16 protein-coding genes are annotated in these 18,675 nt (G+C 69.7%); 7 read left to right on the top strand and 9 right to left on the bottom strand.

Annotated features, from left to right (window positions below; translation table 11 throughout):
- Positions 1 to 24 precede the first annotated feature (24 nt).
- Positions 25 to 999, top strand: coding sequence for a serine hydrolase domain-containing protein (locus ACIQ6S_RS03040; RefSeq protein ID WP_397607068.1), 975 nt, complete (start codon positions 25 to 27; stop codon positions 997 to 999).
- 173 nt (positions 1,000 to 1,172) lie between these two features.
- Positions 1,173 to 2,228, top strand: coding sequence for a S41 family peptidase (locus ACIQ6S_RS03035; RefSeq protein ID WP_397607067.1), 1,056 nt, complete (start codon positions 1,173 to 1,175; stop codon positions 2,226 to 2,228).
- 77 nt (positions 2,229 to 2,305) lie between these two features.
- Here ACIQ6S_RS03035 and ACIQ6S_RS03030 read toward each other — a convergent pair whose 3' ends face one another.
- The 6 genes from ACIQ6S_RS03030 to groES form a co-directional block, all read right to left on the bottom strand.
- Complete coding sequence (locus tag ACIQ6S_RS03030) at positions 2,306 to 2,917, bottom strand: lysozyme inhibitor LprI family protein (protein ID WP_397607066.1); 612 nt, start codon at positions 2,915 to 2,917, stop codon at positions 2,306 to 2,308.
- A 26-nt stretch (positions 2,918 to 2,943) separates the two neighbouring features.
- On the bottom strand, positions 2,944 to 4,323 hold the full coding sequence (locus ACIQ6S_RS03025; RefSeq protein ID WP_397607065.1) for a pre-peptidase C-terminal domain-containing protein: 1,380 nt from the start codon (positions 4,321 to 4,323) through the stop codon (positions 2,944 to 2,946).
- A gap of 89 nt (positions 4,324 to 4,412) precedes the next feature.
- Entirely contained in the window at positions 4,413 to 5,729 is a 1,317-nt protein-coding gene (locus ACIQ6S_RS03020; protein WP_397607064.1) for a hypothetical protein, read from the bottom strand.
- Complete coding sequence (locus ACIQ6S_RS03015) at positions 5,722 to 6,666, bottom strand: class I SAM-dependent methyltransferase (protein WP_397607063.1); 945 nt, start codon at positions 6,664 to 6,666, stop codon at positions 5,722 to 5,724. Before ACIQ6S_RS03015 ends, ACIQ6S_RS03020 begins: the two co-directional genes overlap by 8 nt.
- A gap of 159 nt (positions 6,667 to 6,825) precedes the next feature.
- A complete protein-coding gene (gene groL, locus ACIQ6S_RS03010) occupies positions 6,826 to 8,466 on the bottom strand; it encodes a chaperonin GroEL (protein WP_397607062.1) in 1,641 nt (546 codons plus the stop codon).
- Between the two features lie 57 nt (positions 8,467 to 8,523).
- Complete coding sequence (gene groES / locus ACIQ6S_RS03005; RefSeq protein ID WP_297865975.1) at positions 8,524 to 8,811, bottom strand: co-chaperone GroES; 288 nt, start codon at positions 8,809 to 8,811, stop codon at positions 8,524 to 8,526.
- 215 nt (positions 8,812 to 9,026) lie between these two features.
- On the opposite strand from groES, the gene cutA reads away from it, so the two are divergent.
- From cutA to ACIQ6S_RS02990, 3 genes are all read left to right on the top strand, one after another.
- On the top strand, positions 9,027 to 9,362 hold the full coding sequence (gene cutA, locus ACIQ6S_RS03000; RefSeq protein ID WP_397607061.1) for a divalent-cation tolerance protein CutA: 336 nt from the start codon (positions 9,027 to 9,029) through the stop codon (positions 9,360 to 9,362).
- A complete protein-coding gene (locus tag ACIQ6S_RS02995; RefSeq protein WP_397607060.1) occupies positions 9,363 to 10,685 on the top strand; it encodes an APC family permease in 1,323 nt (440 codons plus the stop codon). It abuts the gene before it with no gap.
- 96 nt (positions 10,686 to 10,781) lie between these two features.
- Entirely contained in the window at positions 10,782 to 12,842 is a 2,061-nt protein-coding gene (locus ACIQ6S_RS02990; RefSeq protein WP_397607059.1) for an endonuclease, read from the top strand.
- Between the two features lie 25 nt (positions 12,843 to 12,867).
- Here the strand turns inward: ACIQ6S_RS02990 and ACIQ6S_RS02985 are convergent, their stop codons facing one another.
- Entirely contained in the window at positions 12,868 to 13,734 is an 867-nt protein-coding gene (locus ACIQ6S_RS02985) for a sterol desaturase family protein (protein ID WP_397607058.1), read from the bottom strand.
- A gap of 94 nt (positions 13,735 to 13,828) precedes the next feature.
- Between ACIQ6S_RS02985 and ACIQ6S_RS02980 the strand changes: the two genes are divergently transcribed.
- Positions 13,829 to 14,431, top strand: a complete 603-nt coding sequence (locus ACIQ6S_RS02980) for a TetR/AcrR family transcriptional regulator (protein ID WP_397607057.1) — start codon at positions 13,829 to 13,831, stop codon at positions 14,429 to 14,431.
- Positions 14,432 to 14,530: 99 nt separating this feature from the next.
- Positions 14,531 to 16,093, top strand: coding sequence for a leucyl aminopeptidase (locus ACIQ6S_RS02975; protein ID WP_397607056.1), 1,563 nt, complete (start codon positions 14,531 to 14,533; stop codon positions 16,091 to 16,093).
- Between the two features lie 48 nt (positions 16,094 to 16,141).
- Here the strand turns inward: ACIQ6S_RS02975 and ACIQ6S_RS02970 are convergent, their stop codons facing one another.
- Together ACIQ6S_RS02970 and ACIQ6S_RS02965 are read right to left on the bottom strand one after the other, a co-directional pair.
- On the bottom strand, positions 16,142 to 17,896 hold the full coding sequence (locus ACIQ6S_RS02970; RefSeq protein ID WP_397607055.1) for an XVIPCD domain-containing protein: 1,755 nt from the start codon (positions 17,894 to 17,896) through the stop codon (positions 16,142 to 16,144).
- Between the two features lie 69 nt (positions 17,897 to 17,965).
- The coding region (locus ACIQ6S_RS02965; protein WP_397607054.1) for a hypothetical protein at positions 17,966 to 18,675 on the bottom strand (710 nt) is incomplete at its 5' end.

The raw sequence follows: 18,675 nt of genomic DNA, 5'->3' as shown, positions 1-18,675 counted from the left end.
GCGACGGCAGCGTTCAACCGCGATGTGGCGCAATGCCTGGATCAGCAGTCCCAACGCGCTCCCTTCCGTGGTTTCGTCGCGGCCCGGTCGGGCACCGAGCGCTTCGAGCACGCGACGGGCTTCGCCGACGCGCAGGACACGCGGCCCATCACGCGTGACACACCGTTCCGGCTGGCCTCGGTGGGCAAGGTGTTCACCCGCGTAGCCGTCGGCCTGCTGATCGACGAGGGAAAAGTGCGCCTCGACGACCCGATTCGGCGGCACTTGCCGGAACTGCCGGAGTCGTTCGCCGCGATCACCGTCGGACAGCTCGTCGCACACCGCTCGGGCGTCTCTCCGATGACACGTCCCGAGATGGCCGACGGCCCGGCCATGGCCGCGGCGACCACCGCGCGCGATCTCGTCCAGGTCGTCGCAAGCAAGCCGCTGGGTTTCGAACCCGGCAGCCAAGAGCAGTACTCCAACGGCGGATATCTGCTGCTCGGAGCGCTCATCGAGGCCGTGACAGGCGAGCCGTATCGCAACGTGATCGCCCGCCGGATCTTCGACGCGGTCGGCATGGCGCATTCCAGCTTCGAGCCGGATGCCGACGCCGCAACGCCGCTGACACGCCTCACCGCCCCCGGCCAACCTCCCGCCGCCACGCCGCAGCCGCGGATCGAGTTCCCGGCGCTGAAAGCCTCGGCCGCCGGCGATGCGCTGAGCAGCGCCTCGGACCTCGAGGCCCTGGCCGCGCGACTCATCGGGGACGACCTGCTGACGACGCCCACCAAAGCTGCCCTCTTCCCGCGCGGAACGTCGCACTGGCAACTGGGCCAAGCCGGAGGCTCCGTGGGCAGCAATACGGGCTTCTGGGTCTATCCCGAAGCCAATGCGTGGTTGATCGTGCTGTCGAACATCGACCCGCCCAGCGCCGACTTGGTCAGTGAAGCACTGAAGCCTGTCGTCCTCGGCGGCGCGTGTTCGCTGCAGGCGCCGAAGGCAATGCCGCCGCGTTGAATGTGTCAACGCGCTGCAACGGTTTTCGGCGTCACGGCATCCAAGGACCGGGGGCGACGCATACCGCGTCGTCTCGTTGACCTGTCCCGCTGGAATCCCGACCGATGCGATCCCCACGTCCCGCCCCATCCGCCGCGTCGTCTGTCGTCTTGGCGTTTGGCCTGGCGCTTTCGATGGCCAGCCCCGCCGGCCTTGCACAGAACGCGGACGCGCCACGCGCGGAACGCCCTGACGGCGCTAGCCCAGCCGCGCTCACGGCCGAGGAACGCTCGAGCGTCGTCGAAGAGATCGCCAAACACTTCGAGACCCGATACGTCTCCCCGGAAATCGGCGCGCGTTACGCGCAAGCCCTCCGCGCAGCTTCCGCATCCGGGGCCTATGCCTCCCTCAGCGATCCTGCGGCCTTCGCCCTGCGGTTGACGGCGGACCTGCAGGCCGTGGCGGCCGACCGGCACGTCAGCGTCATCACCGGCGGCATGGCGCGCCCGATGATGCGACGGATGGGTGGCGACGGATCGTCGGCCCTCGAGGAGGCCCGCATGCTGGCCGACGGCGTGGCCTACCTTCGCTTCAGCTTTTTCCCGAATGATCCGGCGACCGCCGACGCCGCCCGCGCCTTCCTGCTCGCCAACGCCGACGCATCGGCCGTAATCATCGACGCGCGCACGAACCCCGGAGGCGGCTTGCTGGTGATGGACCGCCTGCTGCCGCTGTTCTACGGCGAGACCACCACCCTGATGCGCAGCGACCTTCGCGAAACCGTCGCGCGCGAGATGGGAACACCGCCACCGACGCTGGTGCCGCAAACCGCTCCGCCCGGCATCGCGCGCACCGACCATGTCGTCGCCCCCGACGATGGGGAAACGCGGCTTCGCGATGCCCGCGTGCTGTACCTCACGTCCGGGAGGACCGGCTCCGCCGCCGAGCATCTCGCGATGGCGCTGAAGCACACCAGCCGGGGGACGGTCATCGGTGAAACCACCGCCGGCGCCGGCAACCCCGGCCTCGCCCTGCCCGTAGGCCGCTTCTCGGTCTTCGTGCCCTTCGGCCGCGCCTACGACCCGGCCACGGGCCGGGGCTGGGAGGGCAGCGGTGTCGAACCGGACGTCGCGGTGCCGGCCGCCGATGCGCTGCGTCGAGCGCTGGAGTTAGCCGGGCAACCTGCCGATGAGGCACGACGCTTGGCAGCGGAGGTCGATGCCCGATCTCCACCCGCTGTTGGTTCCTAGGCAGCGGTGGAAGCGCCGTCGCGGCGCGTCGGCGACGTCACCAAGGGTTCCACGCCATGCGCATCATGGTCGCGGCATCAATCCGCGGCGAGTTGGCCGAGCCGGACCGCCTGCTCACGGACGAGATCGAGTCGACGCCCCGCGCTGACCAGGCCCCACATCGTCCCTTCGCGCTGGTAGGTCGCGGAAATCGCCGCGAACTGCGCGTCGCGCCAAGCCAGCCACGCGCGCTGCGCCGCCTTCACCGGCGCCTGCTTCTCGGCATCGAGGCGGCCGAGGAGGCGCTGATAGTTGAGGTTGAGCTGGCGGTCCCAGCGCGCCGCGGCTTCGGCAAGACAGCCGCTGATCCCGAGGGTGCTGCTGTCGTCCTGCTGGCAGGCGTCGTTGGCGACATCGATCGGGTGCTGCGCGCCGAGGTCGTCGACCACCGGCAGCACGAGGCCACTCCGTGGATCGGCCAGCACGGTGCCACGCTCCGGGTCGAACCCCAGGATCAGCGAGCGGCCTTCCGCCCAATCCCCGGTCTTTTCCCAATCACCCTCGGCATAGATCACCGTCAGCGCACGCCCATCGCCGAGTTGGACGACATGGGGATCGCTCGTTTGCTCGAAGGCGACGGTGCTCGCCCCTTCCAGTGCAGGGACGGACGCCGCCGCGATCGGTGCCAGCGCGAGCAGCAACGGCAGCAACAGGACAGGCGGAGTCGAACAACGCGTCATTCGAGACCCATCCGCGCACGCAGCTCGTAGAGGCCGCCGCTGCCGCCCTCGTACGCCTTCGCCATCACGGTGTACGTCCCCGGCTGCACGTCGACCGAAAGGCGCGCATTCGTGCCGCCGCCATCGCCACCGTCGTCATCTTCGGCCACCACGCTTCCGTCGCGACGCAGTTCGAGCACCGTGTCGAAGTCTTCGCTGCGCATGTCGACGACCAGCGTTCCCGCTTCGGTGATGGTCAGCTGGTAGCTGTGGGCCTCGCCGGCGCTCATGCCGGTGACCGGCGCATCCAGCGTCAGGGTGCCGCCGCTGCGCAACTCGGTGCCCGCGGGCAGGGCGGTTTGTGTGGCGGACAACCGGAACAGGCCGTTCGAACCATCGTTCAGTGCGCGGGCGACCACGGTGTACGTCCCCGGCTGCAGCATGGCGGCGATCCGCGAGTCGGTGCCGTTGCCGCCACCGTCGTCGTCGCTGAGCGAAACGTCGTTGCCGCGCAGCTCCAGCTGGGTGTCGAAGGACTCGCTGCCGAGTTCGATGATGACGCGCCCCGGCTGCCTGACCCGCAGCTGGTACTCGCGCGGGCTGCCGGTCAGGGCGCCGTGCACGACGCTGCCGTCGAGGGCCAGCGCGCCGCTGTTGCGCAGACGCACGCCATCCGGCAGCTCTCCCGTGCCCACGGCCAGCTGGAACAGGCCGGTCGCCTCGTCCACCGATTTCGCGCGCAGGGTGTAGGTGCCGGCTTCCAGCGGCGCGCCCAGGCGCGCGTTCAGGCCGCCACCGCCGTCGTCGTCGCTGATCGAAACGCCATTCCCCTGAAGTTCAAGCGCGGAATCGAACTCGCTGGAACGCATCTCGATCTGGTAGTAGCCGGCTTGGCGGATCTCGAGCCGGTAGCTCTTGCCGTCGCGGCCGATCAGGTCGGCGATGTCGGCGCCGGGGCGCAGCGGGCCTTCGCCGCGATGGACCTGCAGCGGCTTGGCGTCGAGCCGGAACGGGCCGAAGGCGCGGGAGCCGCTGCCGCTCACCGCCACCTCGTAGCGCCCTTTCTCGCTCGCCATCATCGTCAGCCGGACACCCGCCGGCGTTTCACCGCATTGGCTCTGGGTGGGGCCGGCCACCGCGTCGCCGTCGCGCATCACGAACAGCCGGGCGCACAGCGCGCCGCTCGCCTCGAAGCTCACGGCCTGGCCGGCGTCGAGGTCGATGGCGTAGACGATGCTGCGGCTGCCGTCGCTGTAGTTGATGCGGTTCGCGGTCGTGATCTCGCCGCGCACGCCGGCACCCATGCCGAGAGGCAGGGCCGCGGCGTCGGCGGCGTTCTGGGCCAGAGTCCAGGGCGACGACAGAAGGAGGGCAAGGGCCAGGGGGGTCTTCTTCATCGGGAGGGCGTCCATTCTTCAGCATGGGGGAACGCTATGAGACCCGTTCCAGAAGCACGGCGCCAGCGCTCAAGCGCCCGTTTCGTGACCTAGCGGTAAACCCCGGCAGGCACGAGGACCATGAAGCTGCTCGGCGGGCCGCCATCGTCGAAATTGGTCGCGAACAGGATGCGTGAGCCGTCGCGGCTGATCGTGGCCTGAGGCTCGCCGAAATAGCCGCCGAAGTTCGCGGCGGCGCGGGTGTGGGCCACCGAGAGCTTCCGCCCGCCCGGCTTGAGTTCGAGCAGCATGACCTTCCGGTGCATCGGCTCCAGCGTGGCGTCGGGCACGACCCTGCCGTAATCGGCCGAGTCGGCGTAGGTGCTGATGACGACCCAGCCGGGCCGGTCGAAGGCCTGGCCGGAGATATGCGCGGCATAGCCGGCACCGCTGCGGGGATAGAGCGGCAGCAGGTCGAAGGCCCTGCCGGTGGCGATGTCCATCGCCCGGATCGCGCCGGCCTCGTAGTCGGTGAAGACATACAGGTCTTCGCCGCCGGGGCCGAACGCCAAGTCGCTGTGCTCGCTCATCACGTGCAGCTGGCGCGAGCTGGAGAAATCCAGCGGGTAGGCCCGCGTGCCGAGCGCCTTGTTGAAGGCCCACGAGGGCACCGCCCAGCGGCCACTCGGGCTGATGCTGATGTGGTCGGGGAAGGCCCCGCCGAAGGCCGAGGCATCCAGCGTGCCGACGATGCGATCTTCCTCGCGGTCGTACGTGACCAGGCCGTGGATCGTGTTGGCCTTCGTGGCGTCGCTGTAGGACGTGGCCATGAAGGCCCAGTACCGGCCGTCGGCCGACGCGGTGCCTTCCGACTTCGTCCACACCTGCGTCGCCCCGGGCCAAGGCAGCCGGCCGCGGAAATCGGCCATGAGGGTGTCCCGGTCGGTCTCGACGTCCTTGGCGTACCAAGCCAAGCCCCGGTTGTAGAACAGGATGCGGGGGTCGGTCGGGTGCCAGATCGGCTCGGCGTCGCCCGCCAGGCCGTGAAGTGCGCCGCCCTCGCCCGTGCGCGGCAACACCCGGAAGGTGCCCGCGTCGTACAGCACCCAGTAGCCGTTGCTGGCCGCGCCAAGGTAGCGGCTGTTGTCGGCGTTGAAGGCCTGCCGGCGGCTGTAGTTGTGGCGCACGTGCGTCGCACCGTCGAGGTCACTCGCGTCGGTCGCCTTGAACACCCCGGTGCCGTACACCGGGTCGATGTAGCTCGGCACGTCCAGCCCGGTCGCCTTCGTCGCCGGCTTGGCCACGACAGGAATCGGATCGGCCTTGAGCGTCGGCAACGCGGGCGCAGACGGCGCGGCCGCGCACAGCGTGCCCGCGCACAGGAACGCGAGGGCGATCATTTGTCGGAAGGGGGCGCGATCAACCATCGTTGCGCGTCGCCACGATCCGCAGCATCTGGCCGCGCCCAACAAGATCCGCGGCAACGGTCAGCGGCAGCCAAGCGAGCGCCGGCAGCGCCGCGAGCAGCGCGCGCCAGCCCTCGGGGGCGGACTGCTTCCACGTCTTGAGGCTCATCCTCGTCACCGACCACACGCTGTCCGTGCGCCACAGGGTGATGCGGAACCCGGCCGCTTCCACGATCGGCCGCAGCGAGGACTCGGTGAAGTGGTGGAGATGCTCGGGAATCTGCAGGCCGGACCAGGACGGACCGAAGAAGCCCGCCTCGGCGGAGCCGAAGTTCGGCACCGTCAGGTACAGCGTGCCGCCGGGGCGAAGGTGCGCGTGTATCGAGGCCAGCGTGTCCTTCGGCGACGGAACGTGCTCGAGCACCTGGTTGAGGATGACGAGCCCGAAATGGCCACGCGGCAAGCCGGCGTCATCGAGGAAGGCGGTGCGGATGTCCGCGCGCGTCGCGCGACGGGCCTGCTCGGCGGCGCCGACGGTCGGCTCCAGGCCGAACAGCGCCGAGCAGCCATAGCGTTCGAGTTCGAGCAGGCGCTGCCCGTTGCCGCAGCCGATGTCGAGCACCGGTGCATCACCGGGAAACGAAACCGGCAGGAAGCGCGCGCGCAGCGGACGCAAAGCGATCGACGCGGCCACGCGCGCCAGCGGCGGGAGGGCTTCGGGATAGTTCCAGAAGGTCCTGAGGACAAGGTCTTGCAGGCGCGCCCCGAGGCCCGAACGCAGCGACGGCGGTTCGGTCGTGTAGTAGTGACCGCTGTCGTAGACGGCGCTGAGCTCCGCGGGAGTCGGCACCGGATCGAGGCGGACGAGGTGGCAGCCGGTGCAGCGAATCAGTGCGCGGCGATCAAGCGCCAGCGCGACGGTCGCGGCGACGGTGCCGCAGTGGACACAGGCGGACATGGGGGGAAGAGGGGAGAAGAAGACTGTGGCCCAGTGTAAGCCAGCGGCGTCAACGAAACGGCCGCGCAGGCCGGAGCGTTCCGCCTCGGAGACGCCCGAAAAACGAAGCCCGGCACAAGGCCGGGCTTCGATTGACGCAGTAGCGCTTGGCGCGATGGATCAGAAGTCCATGTCGCCCATGCCGCCCATGCCACCGCCGCCGCCCGGAGCCGGAGCGTCCTTCTTCGGGGCTTCGGCGACCATCGCTTCGGTCGTGATCATCAGGCCAGCGATCGACGCGGCGTTCTGCAGCGCGGTGCGGGTCACCTTGGTCGGGTCCAGGATGCCGAACTGCACCATGTCGCCGAACTCGCCGTTCGCCGCGTTGTAGCCGTAGTTGCCCGAACCGGCCAGCACGTTGTTGAGGATCACCGACGGCTCGTCGCCGGCGTTGCTGACGATCTCGCGCAGCGGGGCTTCCATCGCGCGCAGGGCGATCTGGATGCCGTGGTTCTGGTCTTCGTTGGCGCCCTTGAGGTTGCCGATCGCGGCCTTGGCGCGGATCAGCGCGACGCCGCCGCCCGGGACGATGCCTTCCTCGACCGCAGCGCGCGTGGCGTGCAGGGCGTCTTCGACGCGGGCCTTCTTTTCCTTCATCTCGACTTCCGTCGCGGCGCCGACCTTGATGACGGCCACGCCGCCGGCGAGCTTGGCGACGCGCTCCTGCAGCTTCTCGCGGTCGTAGTCCGAGGTGGTCTCCTCGATCTGCGCCTTGATCTGCTTGATGCGGGCCTGGATGGCTTCCGCGTTGCCGGCGCCGTCGATGATCGTGGTGTTCTCCTTCGAGACCTGGATCTTCTTGGCGCGGCCGAGGTCCTTGATGGTCGCCTTGTCGAGCTGCAGGCCGACCTCTTCCGAGATCACCGTGCCGCCGGTCAGGATGGCCATGTCTTCCAGCATCGCCTTGCGACGGTCACCGAAGCCCGGGGCCTTCACGGCGCAGACCTTGACGATGCCGCGGATGGTGTTGACGACGAGCGTGGCGAGCGCCTCGCCCTCGACTTCCTCGGCGACGATCAGCAGCGGCTTGCCGGCCTTGGCGACGCCTTCGAGCACCGGGAGCAGCTCGCGGACGTTCGAGATCTTCTTGTCGTGCAGGAGGATGAACGGGTCGTCCAGTTCGGCCTGCATCGACTGCTGGTTGTTGATGAAGTAAGGCGAGAGGTAGCCGCGGTCGAACTGCATGCCCTCGACGACGTCGAGTTCGTTGTCCAGGCCCGAGCCTTCTTCAACGGTGATGACGCCTTCCTTGCCGACCTTGTCCATCGCCTTGGCGATCAGCTCGCCGATGTTGGCGTCGGAGTTGGCCGAGATCGAACCGACCTGGGCGATCTCCTTCGAGGTCGAGCAGGGCTTCGAGAGCTTCTTCAGCTCGGCGGTGGCTTCGGTCACGGCCTTGTCGATGCCGCGCTTCAGGTCCATCGGGTTCATGCCGGCGGCGACCGCCTTCATGCCTTCGCGGATCAGCGCCTGGGCGAGGACCGTGGCGGTGGTGGTGCCGTCACCGGCGACGTCCGAGGTCTTGGAAGCGACTTCCTTGACCATCTGGGCGCCCATGTTCTCGAACTTGTCGGCCAGCTCGATCTCCTTGGCGACGGACACGCCGTCCTTGGTGATCGTCGGGGCGCCGAAGCTCTTCTCGAGCACGACGTTGCGGCCCTTCGGGCCGAGGGTCGCCTTGACGGCGTTGGCGAGGATGTTCACGCCGCGGACCATGCGGACGCGGGCGTCTTCACCGAAACGAATGTCTTTTGCTGCCATGGGAATAACTCCAGGAATTCAGTGCGTGGGGATGGGGTTCGCGGCCGAAGCCAGCGATCAACCCAGGATGGCGAAGATGTCGTCTTCGCGGACGACCAGGTAATCGGTGCCGTCCAGCTTCACTTCGGTGCCGGCGTACTTGCCGAACAGCACCTTGTCGCCGACCTTCACGGCCGGGGCGCGCGTCGAACCGTTGTCCAGCGCCTTGCCGGCGCCGACGGCCACGACCTCACCCTTGATCGGCTTCTCGGTGGCCGAATCGGGGATGACGATGCCACCAGCGGAGACCTTTTCTTCTTCCATACGCTTGATGACCACGCGGTCGAACAGCGGCTTGATGCTCATGAGGGAAACCTCTTTGCCTTGTTGATCAATGGGATGCGTTTTCCCGGACCGGCATTGCTAGCACTCGGTCCGGATGAGTGCCAATTCTAGCGCGCACCGGTGACGCCAAAGTCACCGGGTCGCGGGGCGGAAGATGGGGCCCGGCCGGCGGGTTTCAAGGGGGCGGCCCCCCGAATGGGTCCTCGCGGGCGGGCGCCGCACGGCACAATCGGCGCATGTCCGCCCTTCTCGTCTTCTGCACCGTTCCCGCCGCCGCGGCCGATCGGCTCGCCCGCCTGCTGGTCGAAGAGCGTCTGGCCGCCTGCGTGCAGGCCCTGCCGGGCCTGCGCTCCACCTACCGCTGGGAGGGCGAACTGCAGCAGAGCGACGAGAGCCTGCTGCTGGTCAAGACGACGGCCGAACGCTACCCCGCGCTGGAACGGACGCTGGCCGCCCACCATCCCTACGACCTGCCTGAGATCCTCGCGGTCGATGCCGCCGCCGGCCTGCCCGCTTACCTCCGCTGGCTGGCCGAGGAGACGGCCGCCGGCGAGCCCGGCGACGCCGACTGAGTGGCGACACCGCCCCCCGCCACGCCCGCTCTCGGCCGACGCCTCGGCGCTGCAGCCCTTTGGCTGCTGGTGCTCAATGGCATGGTCGGTGCCGGCATCTTCGGTATCCCCGCGGAAGCCGCGCGACTGGCCGGGGCGTGGAGCCCCGCACTCTTCCTCCTCACGGCCTTGCTGGTCGCGCCGATCCTGCTGTGCTTCTCGCAGCTGGCCAGCGGCACGCGCGAAAGCGGCGGCCCGGCGCGCTACGTGCAGATCGCCTTCGGCGCGCAGGCGGGATTCCAGACCGGCTGGGCCCTGTACATCGCCCGGCTCACCGCCTTCGCCGCCAACCTGAGCCTGATGCTGGCGGCAATCGCCCACTTCGTGCCCGTCCTTGCCGAAGGCTCGGCGCGAACGCTGGCCTTGGCCCTGATCGTCGGCCTGGTCGCCGCGCTCAACATCGTCGGCGTGTCCTGGGCCATGCGCTCGCTGGGCGCCCTCACCGTGGCCAAACTGCTGCCCCTGTTGCTGCTGGTGGCGCTGGGCCTCGCGCAATTGCCAGCGGCCCCGGCAACGGTGGATCTCCTGCTGGCGGAAGGCCTCGCCCTCGGCCCTGCCCTGCTGCTGATGGTCTACGCCTTCGTCGGTTTCGAATCGGGACTGATCCCCGGCGGTGAAGCACGCCATCCGGCGCGCGACATGCCGCGCGCCCTGCTCGGTGCCCTGCTCCTCTGCGGCCTGCTCTACGCGGCGCTGCAGTGGCTGTGCCTGCGCTTCGTGCCCGAGCTGGCAACGCAGACGCGCCCCTTGGTGGCCCTCGGAGAGGCCCTGCTCGGCCCGTGGGGGGCCAGCCTCGTGCTGGCGACGATCGTCGCCTCGGTCGGCGGCAACCTGATGAGCTCGATGTTCGCGGTGCCGCGCGTGACCCACAGCCTCGCCGAACAAGGCTTGTTGCCGCGGCCGCTGGCCGCCGTCTCGGTGCGATTCCGCACGCCCTGGGCCTCGGTGTTGCTTTACGCCGTCCTCGCTTGGGCCTTGGCCGCCACCGGCAGCTTCGTCCTGCTGGCGGCGATGAGCGTGCTGGTGCGGCTGCTGATGTACCTCGCCTGCCTCGCGTCCATGCCCGCCGTCGATCGCCAGGGCCCCGAGGACCGCTGGCGCCTGCCAGGGGGGCCCGCGGTGGCCCTGTTTGCCGCCGCGGTCTGCGTGGCCCTGCTCAGCCAAGTCGGTCTGCCGGCCGTCCTCGGCACCGCCGGCCTGCTGGCCTCGGGCAGCCTGCTCTATGCCCTCGCGCGATGGCGGAACAGGCCCGACACCGCCGGAGGATCGCGGGGAGCGCACTGAGCCCCGTGCTGCGCTGCGACGGGCGCTTGTCACAAAGCGATCCTAGACTGCCCGCCACTGCCGGCCCCCCGACGCCGGCACACCAGGGGAAAATCCGTGTCCTTCCGTACGTTCCGCGCCCTCGCGGCGCTGGGCCTTTTCGCGTGCGTGCCCGCCGCGCAGGCCGAGGTCTTCATCAACGAGATCCACTACGACAATGCCGGGACGGACTCCGGCGAGCGCATCGAGATCGTCGCCACCGCGGGTGAATCGCTGAGCGGCTGGCGCATCCACCTCTACAACGGCACCGGCAGCACCACCGCCGCCACCGCCTACGACAACGACCCGCTGCCGACCGGCGCGCTCGCCACCTGCGGCGGCGCCACCGTGCGCTTCGCCACGTTGAGCTATGCCGCCAACGGGATGCAGAACGGTACCCACGACGGCATCGCCCTCGTGAATCCCAGCGGCACGGTCGTGCAGTTCATCAGCTACGAAGGCCAGATCCGCGCCGGCAGCGGCGTGGCCTCGGGCCGCACCAGCGTCAACCTGCCGGTCAGTGAAAGCGAAGCCACGACGGTCGGTCACTCGCTGCAGCTCGGCGGAACCGCGAGCGGCTCCGCGGGCTTCACGTGGCAGGCCGCGCAGGCCGCGACCTTCGGCGCCTGCAACCGCAACCAGAGCTTCGGCAGCGCCAACACGCCGCCCAGCATCACCGCCACCACCCCGTCCAACAGCGCGACGGGCGTGAACCCGGCGGCGGCGCTCAGCGTCACCTTCAGCGAGAGCGTCACGCTCTCCACCGGCGCCTTCGCGCTCAGCTGCGCCAGCAGCGGCAGCCATCCGCTCAGCCACGCAACCAGCGGCAGCAGCTTCACCATCACCCCGTCGGGCGCCTTCGCCGATGGCGAGAGCTGCACGCTCAGCGTCACCGCCAGCGCGGTGAAGGACAGCGGCAACGCCTCGCCGGCAGCGAACACCACCGTCACCTACACGCTGGTCAACGCCGCACCGCGCGTCACGGCGACCACGCCCGCCAACGGCGCCACCAACGTCTCGCCGACCGCCGCGCTGAGCGTCGACTTCAGCGAACCGGTCACCGCCGGCACAACGGCCTTCGCGCTCAGCTGCGCCAGCAGCGGCAACCACCCACTGAGCTATCCGACCACCGGCAGCCGCTTCACGCTGACGCCGTCGGGCGCGTTCACCGGCGGCGAAACCTGCACGCTCTCGATCAGCGCCGCCGGTTTGCGTGACGCCAACAACGCGACGCCCACCGGCAACACCAGCGTGGCCTACACGCTCGCGGCGTCGGCGCCCACCGGCTACTACAGCCGCGTGAACACGAGCTCGGCCAGCCAACTGCGCTGCTCGCTGCACGAGACGATCAAGGGCCACACGGCCTTTCCGTATTCGGCCAGCACCACGGACAGCTGGGACATCCTGGAGATCGCCGACGAAGACCCGGCCAACACCGCGCGCATCCTCGACGTCTACAAGAACCGCAGCTTCGCCAAGGTGACCGAACGCGCCGGCACCGGCACGGGCATCACCTACAACCGCGAGCACACGTGGCCGAACTCGCTCGGCTTCAGCTCGCAGACCGGCAACCTCGGCCTGCCCTACGCGCCCTACACCGACACGCACATGCTTTACCTGTCGGACACGGCGTACAACAGCGACCGCGGCAACAAGCCCTACGCGAACTGCCCGCCGAGCCAAGGCTGCAGCGAGCGCGCCACCGAAGTGAACAACGGCACCGGCGGCGGCACGGGCGTATACCCCGGCAATTCCAACTGGGTGAAGGGCCCGGACGGCAATGCCGGCAGCTTCGAGGTGTTCAACACCCGCAAGGGCGACATCGCGCGCGCCATCCTCTACATGGCGATCCGCTACGAGGGCGGCGTGCATCCGGTGAACGGCCAGGGCGAGCCCGACCTCGAGCTCACCGACGACCGCTCGAAGATCGTCATCACCTCGGCCTCGCCGGCCTACATGGGCCTGCTCAGCACCCTGCTGCAGTGGCACCAGCAGGACCCGCCGAACGGTGCGGAGCGCATCCGCAACGAAGCGATCCAGGAATTCCAGGGCAACCGCAATCCGTTCATCGACCACCCCGAGTGGGCGACATCGGCGCTGTTCACTTCGGCCAAGCCGGCGAGCTGCCAGCTGAACTGAGGCGCCGCCTCGGCCCGCGTCCCGATCAACGGGGCGCGGGCTTTCCCGGCATCGCCCAAAGCGAGCGGACGAAGGCCCGCCACGTCGGCGCGGCACGCAGTTCGCGCCACCAGCGTCCGATCTCCAGCGTGTGCACCGTCCACGGGTTGCTGGAGTTGATCGGTTCTGTGAGCCCGTAGCGCACCGGCTCGTCCTCGCGCGCATAGGTGCCGAACAGCCGGTCCCAGACCATCAGGATCGCGCCGTAGTTGCGGTCGATGTATTGCGGCTGCACGCCATGGTGGACGCGGTGGTTGGACGGCGTGTTGAGCCAGCCGTCGAACCACGGCAGGCGGCCGACCGTCTCGGTGTGCAGCCACTGCTGCCAGGTGAGGATCACGCCGAAGCACGCGGCGACCAGCAACGGGTCGAAGCCAACCAGCACGGCCGGCACGTAGAACCACGGCGAGAACGCACCGTCCATGAGCGACACGCGCAGCGCCGTGGTCTGGTCGAACTGCGGCGAACTGTGGTGCACCGAGTGCGCCATCGCCCAATAGGGCCGGAAGTGGTGCGCGCAGCGGTGGTCCCAGTAGTAGAGGAAATCCACCAGCAGCAGACAGGCCAACGCCGTCCATCCGGTGGTCGGGATGGACCACGGCACCAGCGCCGCCGCCCCGCCCCACAGCGCGGTGACGAAGGCGAGCACCACGCCGCCCACCAGCAGCGGCGGCAGCGAGACGCTGGCCGAGGCCAGCATTTCCAGAATGGCCTTGCGGTCCAGCGTGCCGGCCCGGTGCCGGCGCCAGACCTCAATGGGGAGGAAGACCAGCAGCAGGCCCGCCAGCAGCGCGGCCAAGAGGCCCAACCACTGGGCGATGTCGCTGGGGGGGAAGGCGGGAAGGGTGTCCACGGCAGGGCTCAATTAGGTGAGTGAGCGCTCACCTTATGAATGACCGGGGCCGTCGTCAAGCTAAACTTGAGCGGTCGTTCATCGAATCGTCGCCATGCGCACCGCCAACCCCGAACTGCAGGAACAGCGCCGCCGGCAGATCCTCCGCGCCGCCGGGCGGTGCTTCGCGGAAAAAGGCTTCCATCAGGCCAGCATGGCCGAGATCGCCAAGGCCGCCGGCCTGAGCATGGGCCTGCTGTACCGCTACTTCGCCAACAAGGACGCACTGGTCATGGCCTTCGCCGAGCTGAGTCGGGCGAACTCCGTGGCCCTGTTCGAGTCGCTCGCCACCAGCGCCGATCCGGAGCGCGACCTCGCGGGCGTCGTCGACGCTATCCTCGGCGAAGTGCTCGATCCGGCCCTGCTGCGCCTGCAGATGGAAGTGATGGCCGAGGCCTGCCGCAACGACGCGCTCATGGCCTCCCTGCGCCGCGAGGACGCCCTCGCCCGCGATGCCCTGTTGGCCAGCATCGAGGCGCTGCGCAAGCGCGGCCTGGCCAAACCGCCGGTGCCCGCGCCAGCACTCGTCGAACTGCTGAACGCGCTGTTCGAAGGCCTCACCGTCCGCCTCGCCATGCAGCCCGACCTCGACCGCGAGCGGCTCGCGAAGGCGACGCTGAAAGCCCTCGTCACGCTCGTCGGCATCGATCCGCGCTGACCCGCCGATTCACCCCGCCACGACCTCGCGCCTCGGAGGCAAAGGCAGGATGCGGAACGGTTTCGACCGTCCCGTTTTCTTCCTTACCGAGGTGCATCGATGCGACATCGCGTGGTCCCGTTCCTGGCCCTGTCCGTCCTCTTCGTGTCGCCCGCCGACGCCCAGCGCGCGTTGGCCATCGCCGACTACGCCCTGCCGGAAACCGGTGCCGTCGCGGTCGCCGTCCGCCAGGGCGTGCCGGATGAGGGCGCCTTTGCCGCGCTCGACCAGCGCAGCGGCGGTGCCCTGCGTCGCGCCGTGCGCACGGCCGGCTTCCTCGGCGACCGCGGCACGGTGCTGAACCTTCCGGGCGTCGGACCCTACGACCAGGTGCTGCTGGTCGGCACCGGCAGCGATCCGGTCACGCCGCGCTTGCTCGAGGATGTCGGTGGCCTCGTCGGACAGGCGGGCGTGCTCAGCGCTGCCGCCGACATCACGCTGCTCTGGCCCGAGGCCGGCATGCCGACCGCCGGCGCCCATCTCGCCCTCGGCGCGTCGCTGGGCCAGTACACCTTCCGCCAGTACAAGACGCCGAAGCCGGGCGCCCCGGTGCTCGGCCAAGGCACCCTGACCGTCCGCGTGGCCGACGCAGGCGCGTCGAGCGCGGCGTGGCGCAGCGACTGGGCCCACGTGGCCGAGGGCGTGCGCTTCGCCCGCGACCTCAAGACGGAGCCCGGCAACGTCATCTACCCGGAGACCTTCGTCGAACGCACCCGCAAGGCCTTCGAGGGCGTCCGCGGCGTCAGCATCGAGGTCGTGGATGAAGCGCGGATGCGCGAGCTCGGCATGGGCGCGATGCTCTCGGTGGGCGGCGGCAGCGCGCAGCCACCGAAGCTGTTGCTGGTGCGCTACCGCGGTGCGGGCGACGCCGCGCCGGTGGCCTTCGTCGGCAAGGGCATCACCTTCGACAGCGGCGGCATCTCCATCAAGCCGTCCGAGAACATGTGGCGGATGAAGCACGACATGGCCGGTGCAGCGGCCGCCACCGGCACGGTGCTGGCGCTGGCGAAGCGCGGCGCCCGCGTGAATGCCATTGCCGTCGCGGCGCTCGCCGAGAACATGCCTGACGGCGAAGCGGCCCGCCCCGGCGACGTGGTGCGCACGCTCGGCGGCCTCACCTTCGAGAACCTCAACACCGACGCCGAGGGTCGGATCGTGCTGGTCGATGCCATCGCTTACGTCCAGCGGCAGGACAAGCCGGCGATGCTCATCGACATCGCCACGTTGACCGGCTCGCAGGTGACGGCGGTGGGCGACGAGTACGGCGGCCTGTTCTCGCGCGACGATGCACTCGTGGCCGAACTCGTGGCCGCCGGTGCAGCCAGCGGCGAGGAGCTGTGGCGCCTGCCGCTGCACCCGAGCTACGCGAAGGACTTGGAATCGCCGATCGCCGACCTGCGCAACGTCGGCAGCGGTGGCCGCGCCGGCGCCGGCGTGGGTGCGCACTTCATCGGTGCCTGGGTGGACCCCGCCGTGCGCTGGGCCCACATCGATATGGCCTCGATGGCATGGCGCGACGACGCGCCCCTGCCGACCGTGCCGCTCGGTGCCTCCGCCTATGGCGTGCGCCTCTTCGACCGCTTCGTCCGCGACACCCTCGAGGCGCCTCGCCGCGCGAACTGACGGGATTCATCGGCCGGGGCGTCGGACGACGCCCCGGCCGGCGCTGGTTCAGCGCGCCATCGCCGGCGTCGCCACGTCCTGCCGGGCCTGACGCTCGCGGGTCTCGCGCAGATCGTCCACCAGCTGCGTGCTCTGCAGCACCGGCTGGCGTTCGGCGGCCATCGGCACGCTGGCGACGTGGGCCGCCGGGTCACCGAGGCGACCGTTCACCGCGAACACGCGCTGACCGTCCGGCGAGGCCACGACATGGTCGGCGCCGCGGATCCCCTGCATGTAGAGCTGGCTGGCCAGTGCGGCGGACAGGCGCTCGCGCGCGTCCGCCGTTTCGGGACGCACGCCGGCGGGCAGCGCATCGATGCCGCGGGCCACGCCGTCGTAGAGGGCGAACTGCGGGTGTCGGCGGTCGCTGAGCGCTGGCGCGACCTCGGGTTCGCGATACATCGGGCCCGTGGGCCGTGCCGTCGCATCGCGCACGACGCCCGCGGCCTGCTGCAGGGACCCGCGCACCGTGTCTCCGGCGCGGTCGGTCGCCTCGCGCGTGCGCTCGGCCGCGACGGCACCACCGTCACGGATCGCCGTGGCCGCCGCCCTGCCGCCATCGCGGGTGCGCTCGGCGGACGAATCGCCGCTGGCGACGAGGCCCGCCTGCTGCTCGCGGCCCTGCGCTCGTTCGCGCTCGGCCCGACGCTCGAAGAATTCGCTGCCGCCCACGCCGACCCAGCGCGGCGCCGCCCATTCGGCCAGCCGCATCACGCCCGCCAGCGCCTCGTCGCGCCCGGCCCGCAGCTCGTTGTCGACGCGCGACACCGCACCGGCGACTCGAGCGCCGCCCTGCTGGGCCAAGGCACCGACCTCGGCACTGCCGCGCACGGCGATGGCGCCGCCCTGCGACACCGTGGCCGTCCACCCGGCTGCCGCGCGCCCCGCACCGTCGATCGCGACGTTGCCGACCACGCCCGCGCCATCCAGCGAGGCCCCGACGCCGCGCCCCACCAGCTCGCGCTGCTGCAGGTGGGCTTCGGCGGCCAGCGTGATGCCGCCGCGCGCGAGTGCGACCTGTCCGCGTCGATGGTCGAACAAAGCGTCGGCCCCTTCGGCCCGCTGTCGCGCGGCGGTCGTCAGCGCACTTTCCGGACCGAGGAACGCGTCCATCGGATGCGCCATCCCCCCCTGGACAAGGAAACCGCCGAAGGTCGCGGTGGCGCGCACATCGCCGGGCGTGGCGTAGCGCACTTCACGGCCCACATGCTGGTTGGCCGCGGAGACGGGATCACTCGCCCGCACATGGTTCACGAGGTCGGCGCGCGCGTTGGCCGGAATGCCGTTGATGCCGATCGCGCCATAGGCATTGAAGGTCTCGCCGTGGAGCTGATAGCGGAAGGCGGTGGCTTGGGCGAGCGTGCCACCCAACGAGTGGCCGGTGACGCTGACCGACGGTGTCTCCCCGTTCTGCGGATAACGCCGCGCGTGCTCGACCGCCCACCGCGTCATTTCCATCGCGGCAGGCATCTGCAGGTTGACGCGTGCGGCCACCATGCCGCCGTCGGCGAGCGCGCCGTCCTGCAGCGGCTCGCGCCCGAACTCGGTGCCGCGATGGGCAACGATCAACGCGCCGGTCTGCCGGTCTTGATACACGGCGCCCTGGTAGCCAGTGCGCGGGTCGTCGACGACGCGCAGCACGTTGGCGTCAATGACGTTGGGCGCTTCGCCTCGGATGACACGTTGACCTTCGCGAAGTGGCTGCGTCGGGCGGTTGTAAACGTGATCGGCAAGCTCGGCGTACTGCTGGGGGGTCAGTGGCATCGCGTTGAATCAGCCGGGGAGGGGAGTGCTTACCCTAACGCGCGTTGCGAAAGAGATTTCCAAGCTTCGTCAATCCGCCGGGCGTCCCACGGACCGCAGCCACACGTAGCGTTCGAGCGGGAATTGGCTCGTGAAATCGTCGTCGGGCATCACCGGACCGATCGGTTGGTCACGGTCGAGGCTGGACGTCACGGAAAAGAGCGGCCGATCCTCGGCTTGGGAGGATCCATCGCTTGGGGCCGGCGAGGTGAACCGCGACCGCTCGAACGCCGTGTAGCTGACCACCTGCTGGGTGCGTTCGGGAGACCGCGCTGTCGCGGCACCGCTGTGCTGGAATCGCACGACGCCGTCATCAACGATGCTGTAAACCCCGGCCAGCACCCAACGGCACTCGCCCTCGCCATAGAGATCGGACGGCAGGAGCAGGTCTTCGAAGACCGTGGCGAGGAAGCGACCGTCCGGCAGGGCGTCCACTGACAACGGCACTTCCTTCGAACTCGGTGATGTTGGCGCTCCAGTGAACATCTCGCGTTCGAGGCATTCCGCGTTTGCGATGTTGTAGGCCGCGATCATCTCGACCCGGAGCACCGGGCGAACGGGCGACTCGACGACCAACTCGTGGGTCCACCCGACACGCGGCGCAGGATTGACGGGAGGCTCCGGGAATTCGACCTCCGCCGAGCAGGCGGAGAGTGAGAACGCGAACAGCAGGCAGGCGGCAGGACGTGCGGTCATCGGGGGGGGGATCGACGGTGTGGGGGGGAAGCCAAAGCCTAAAC

This window comes from Silanimonas sp., assembly GCF_044377035.1.
Classification (GTDB): Bacteria; Pseudomonadota; Gammaproteobacteria; order Xanthomonadales; family Xanthomonadaceae; genus Silanimonas.
The sequence above is the reverse complement of the archived record's forward strand: the minus strand, read 5'-3'. Positions and strand labels throughout refer to the sequence as shown.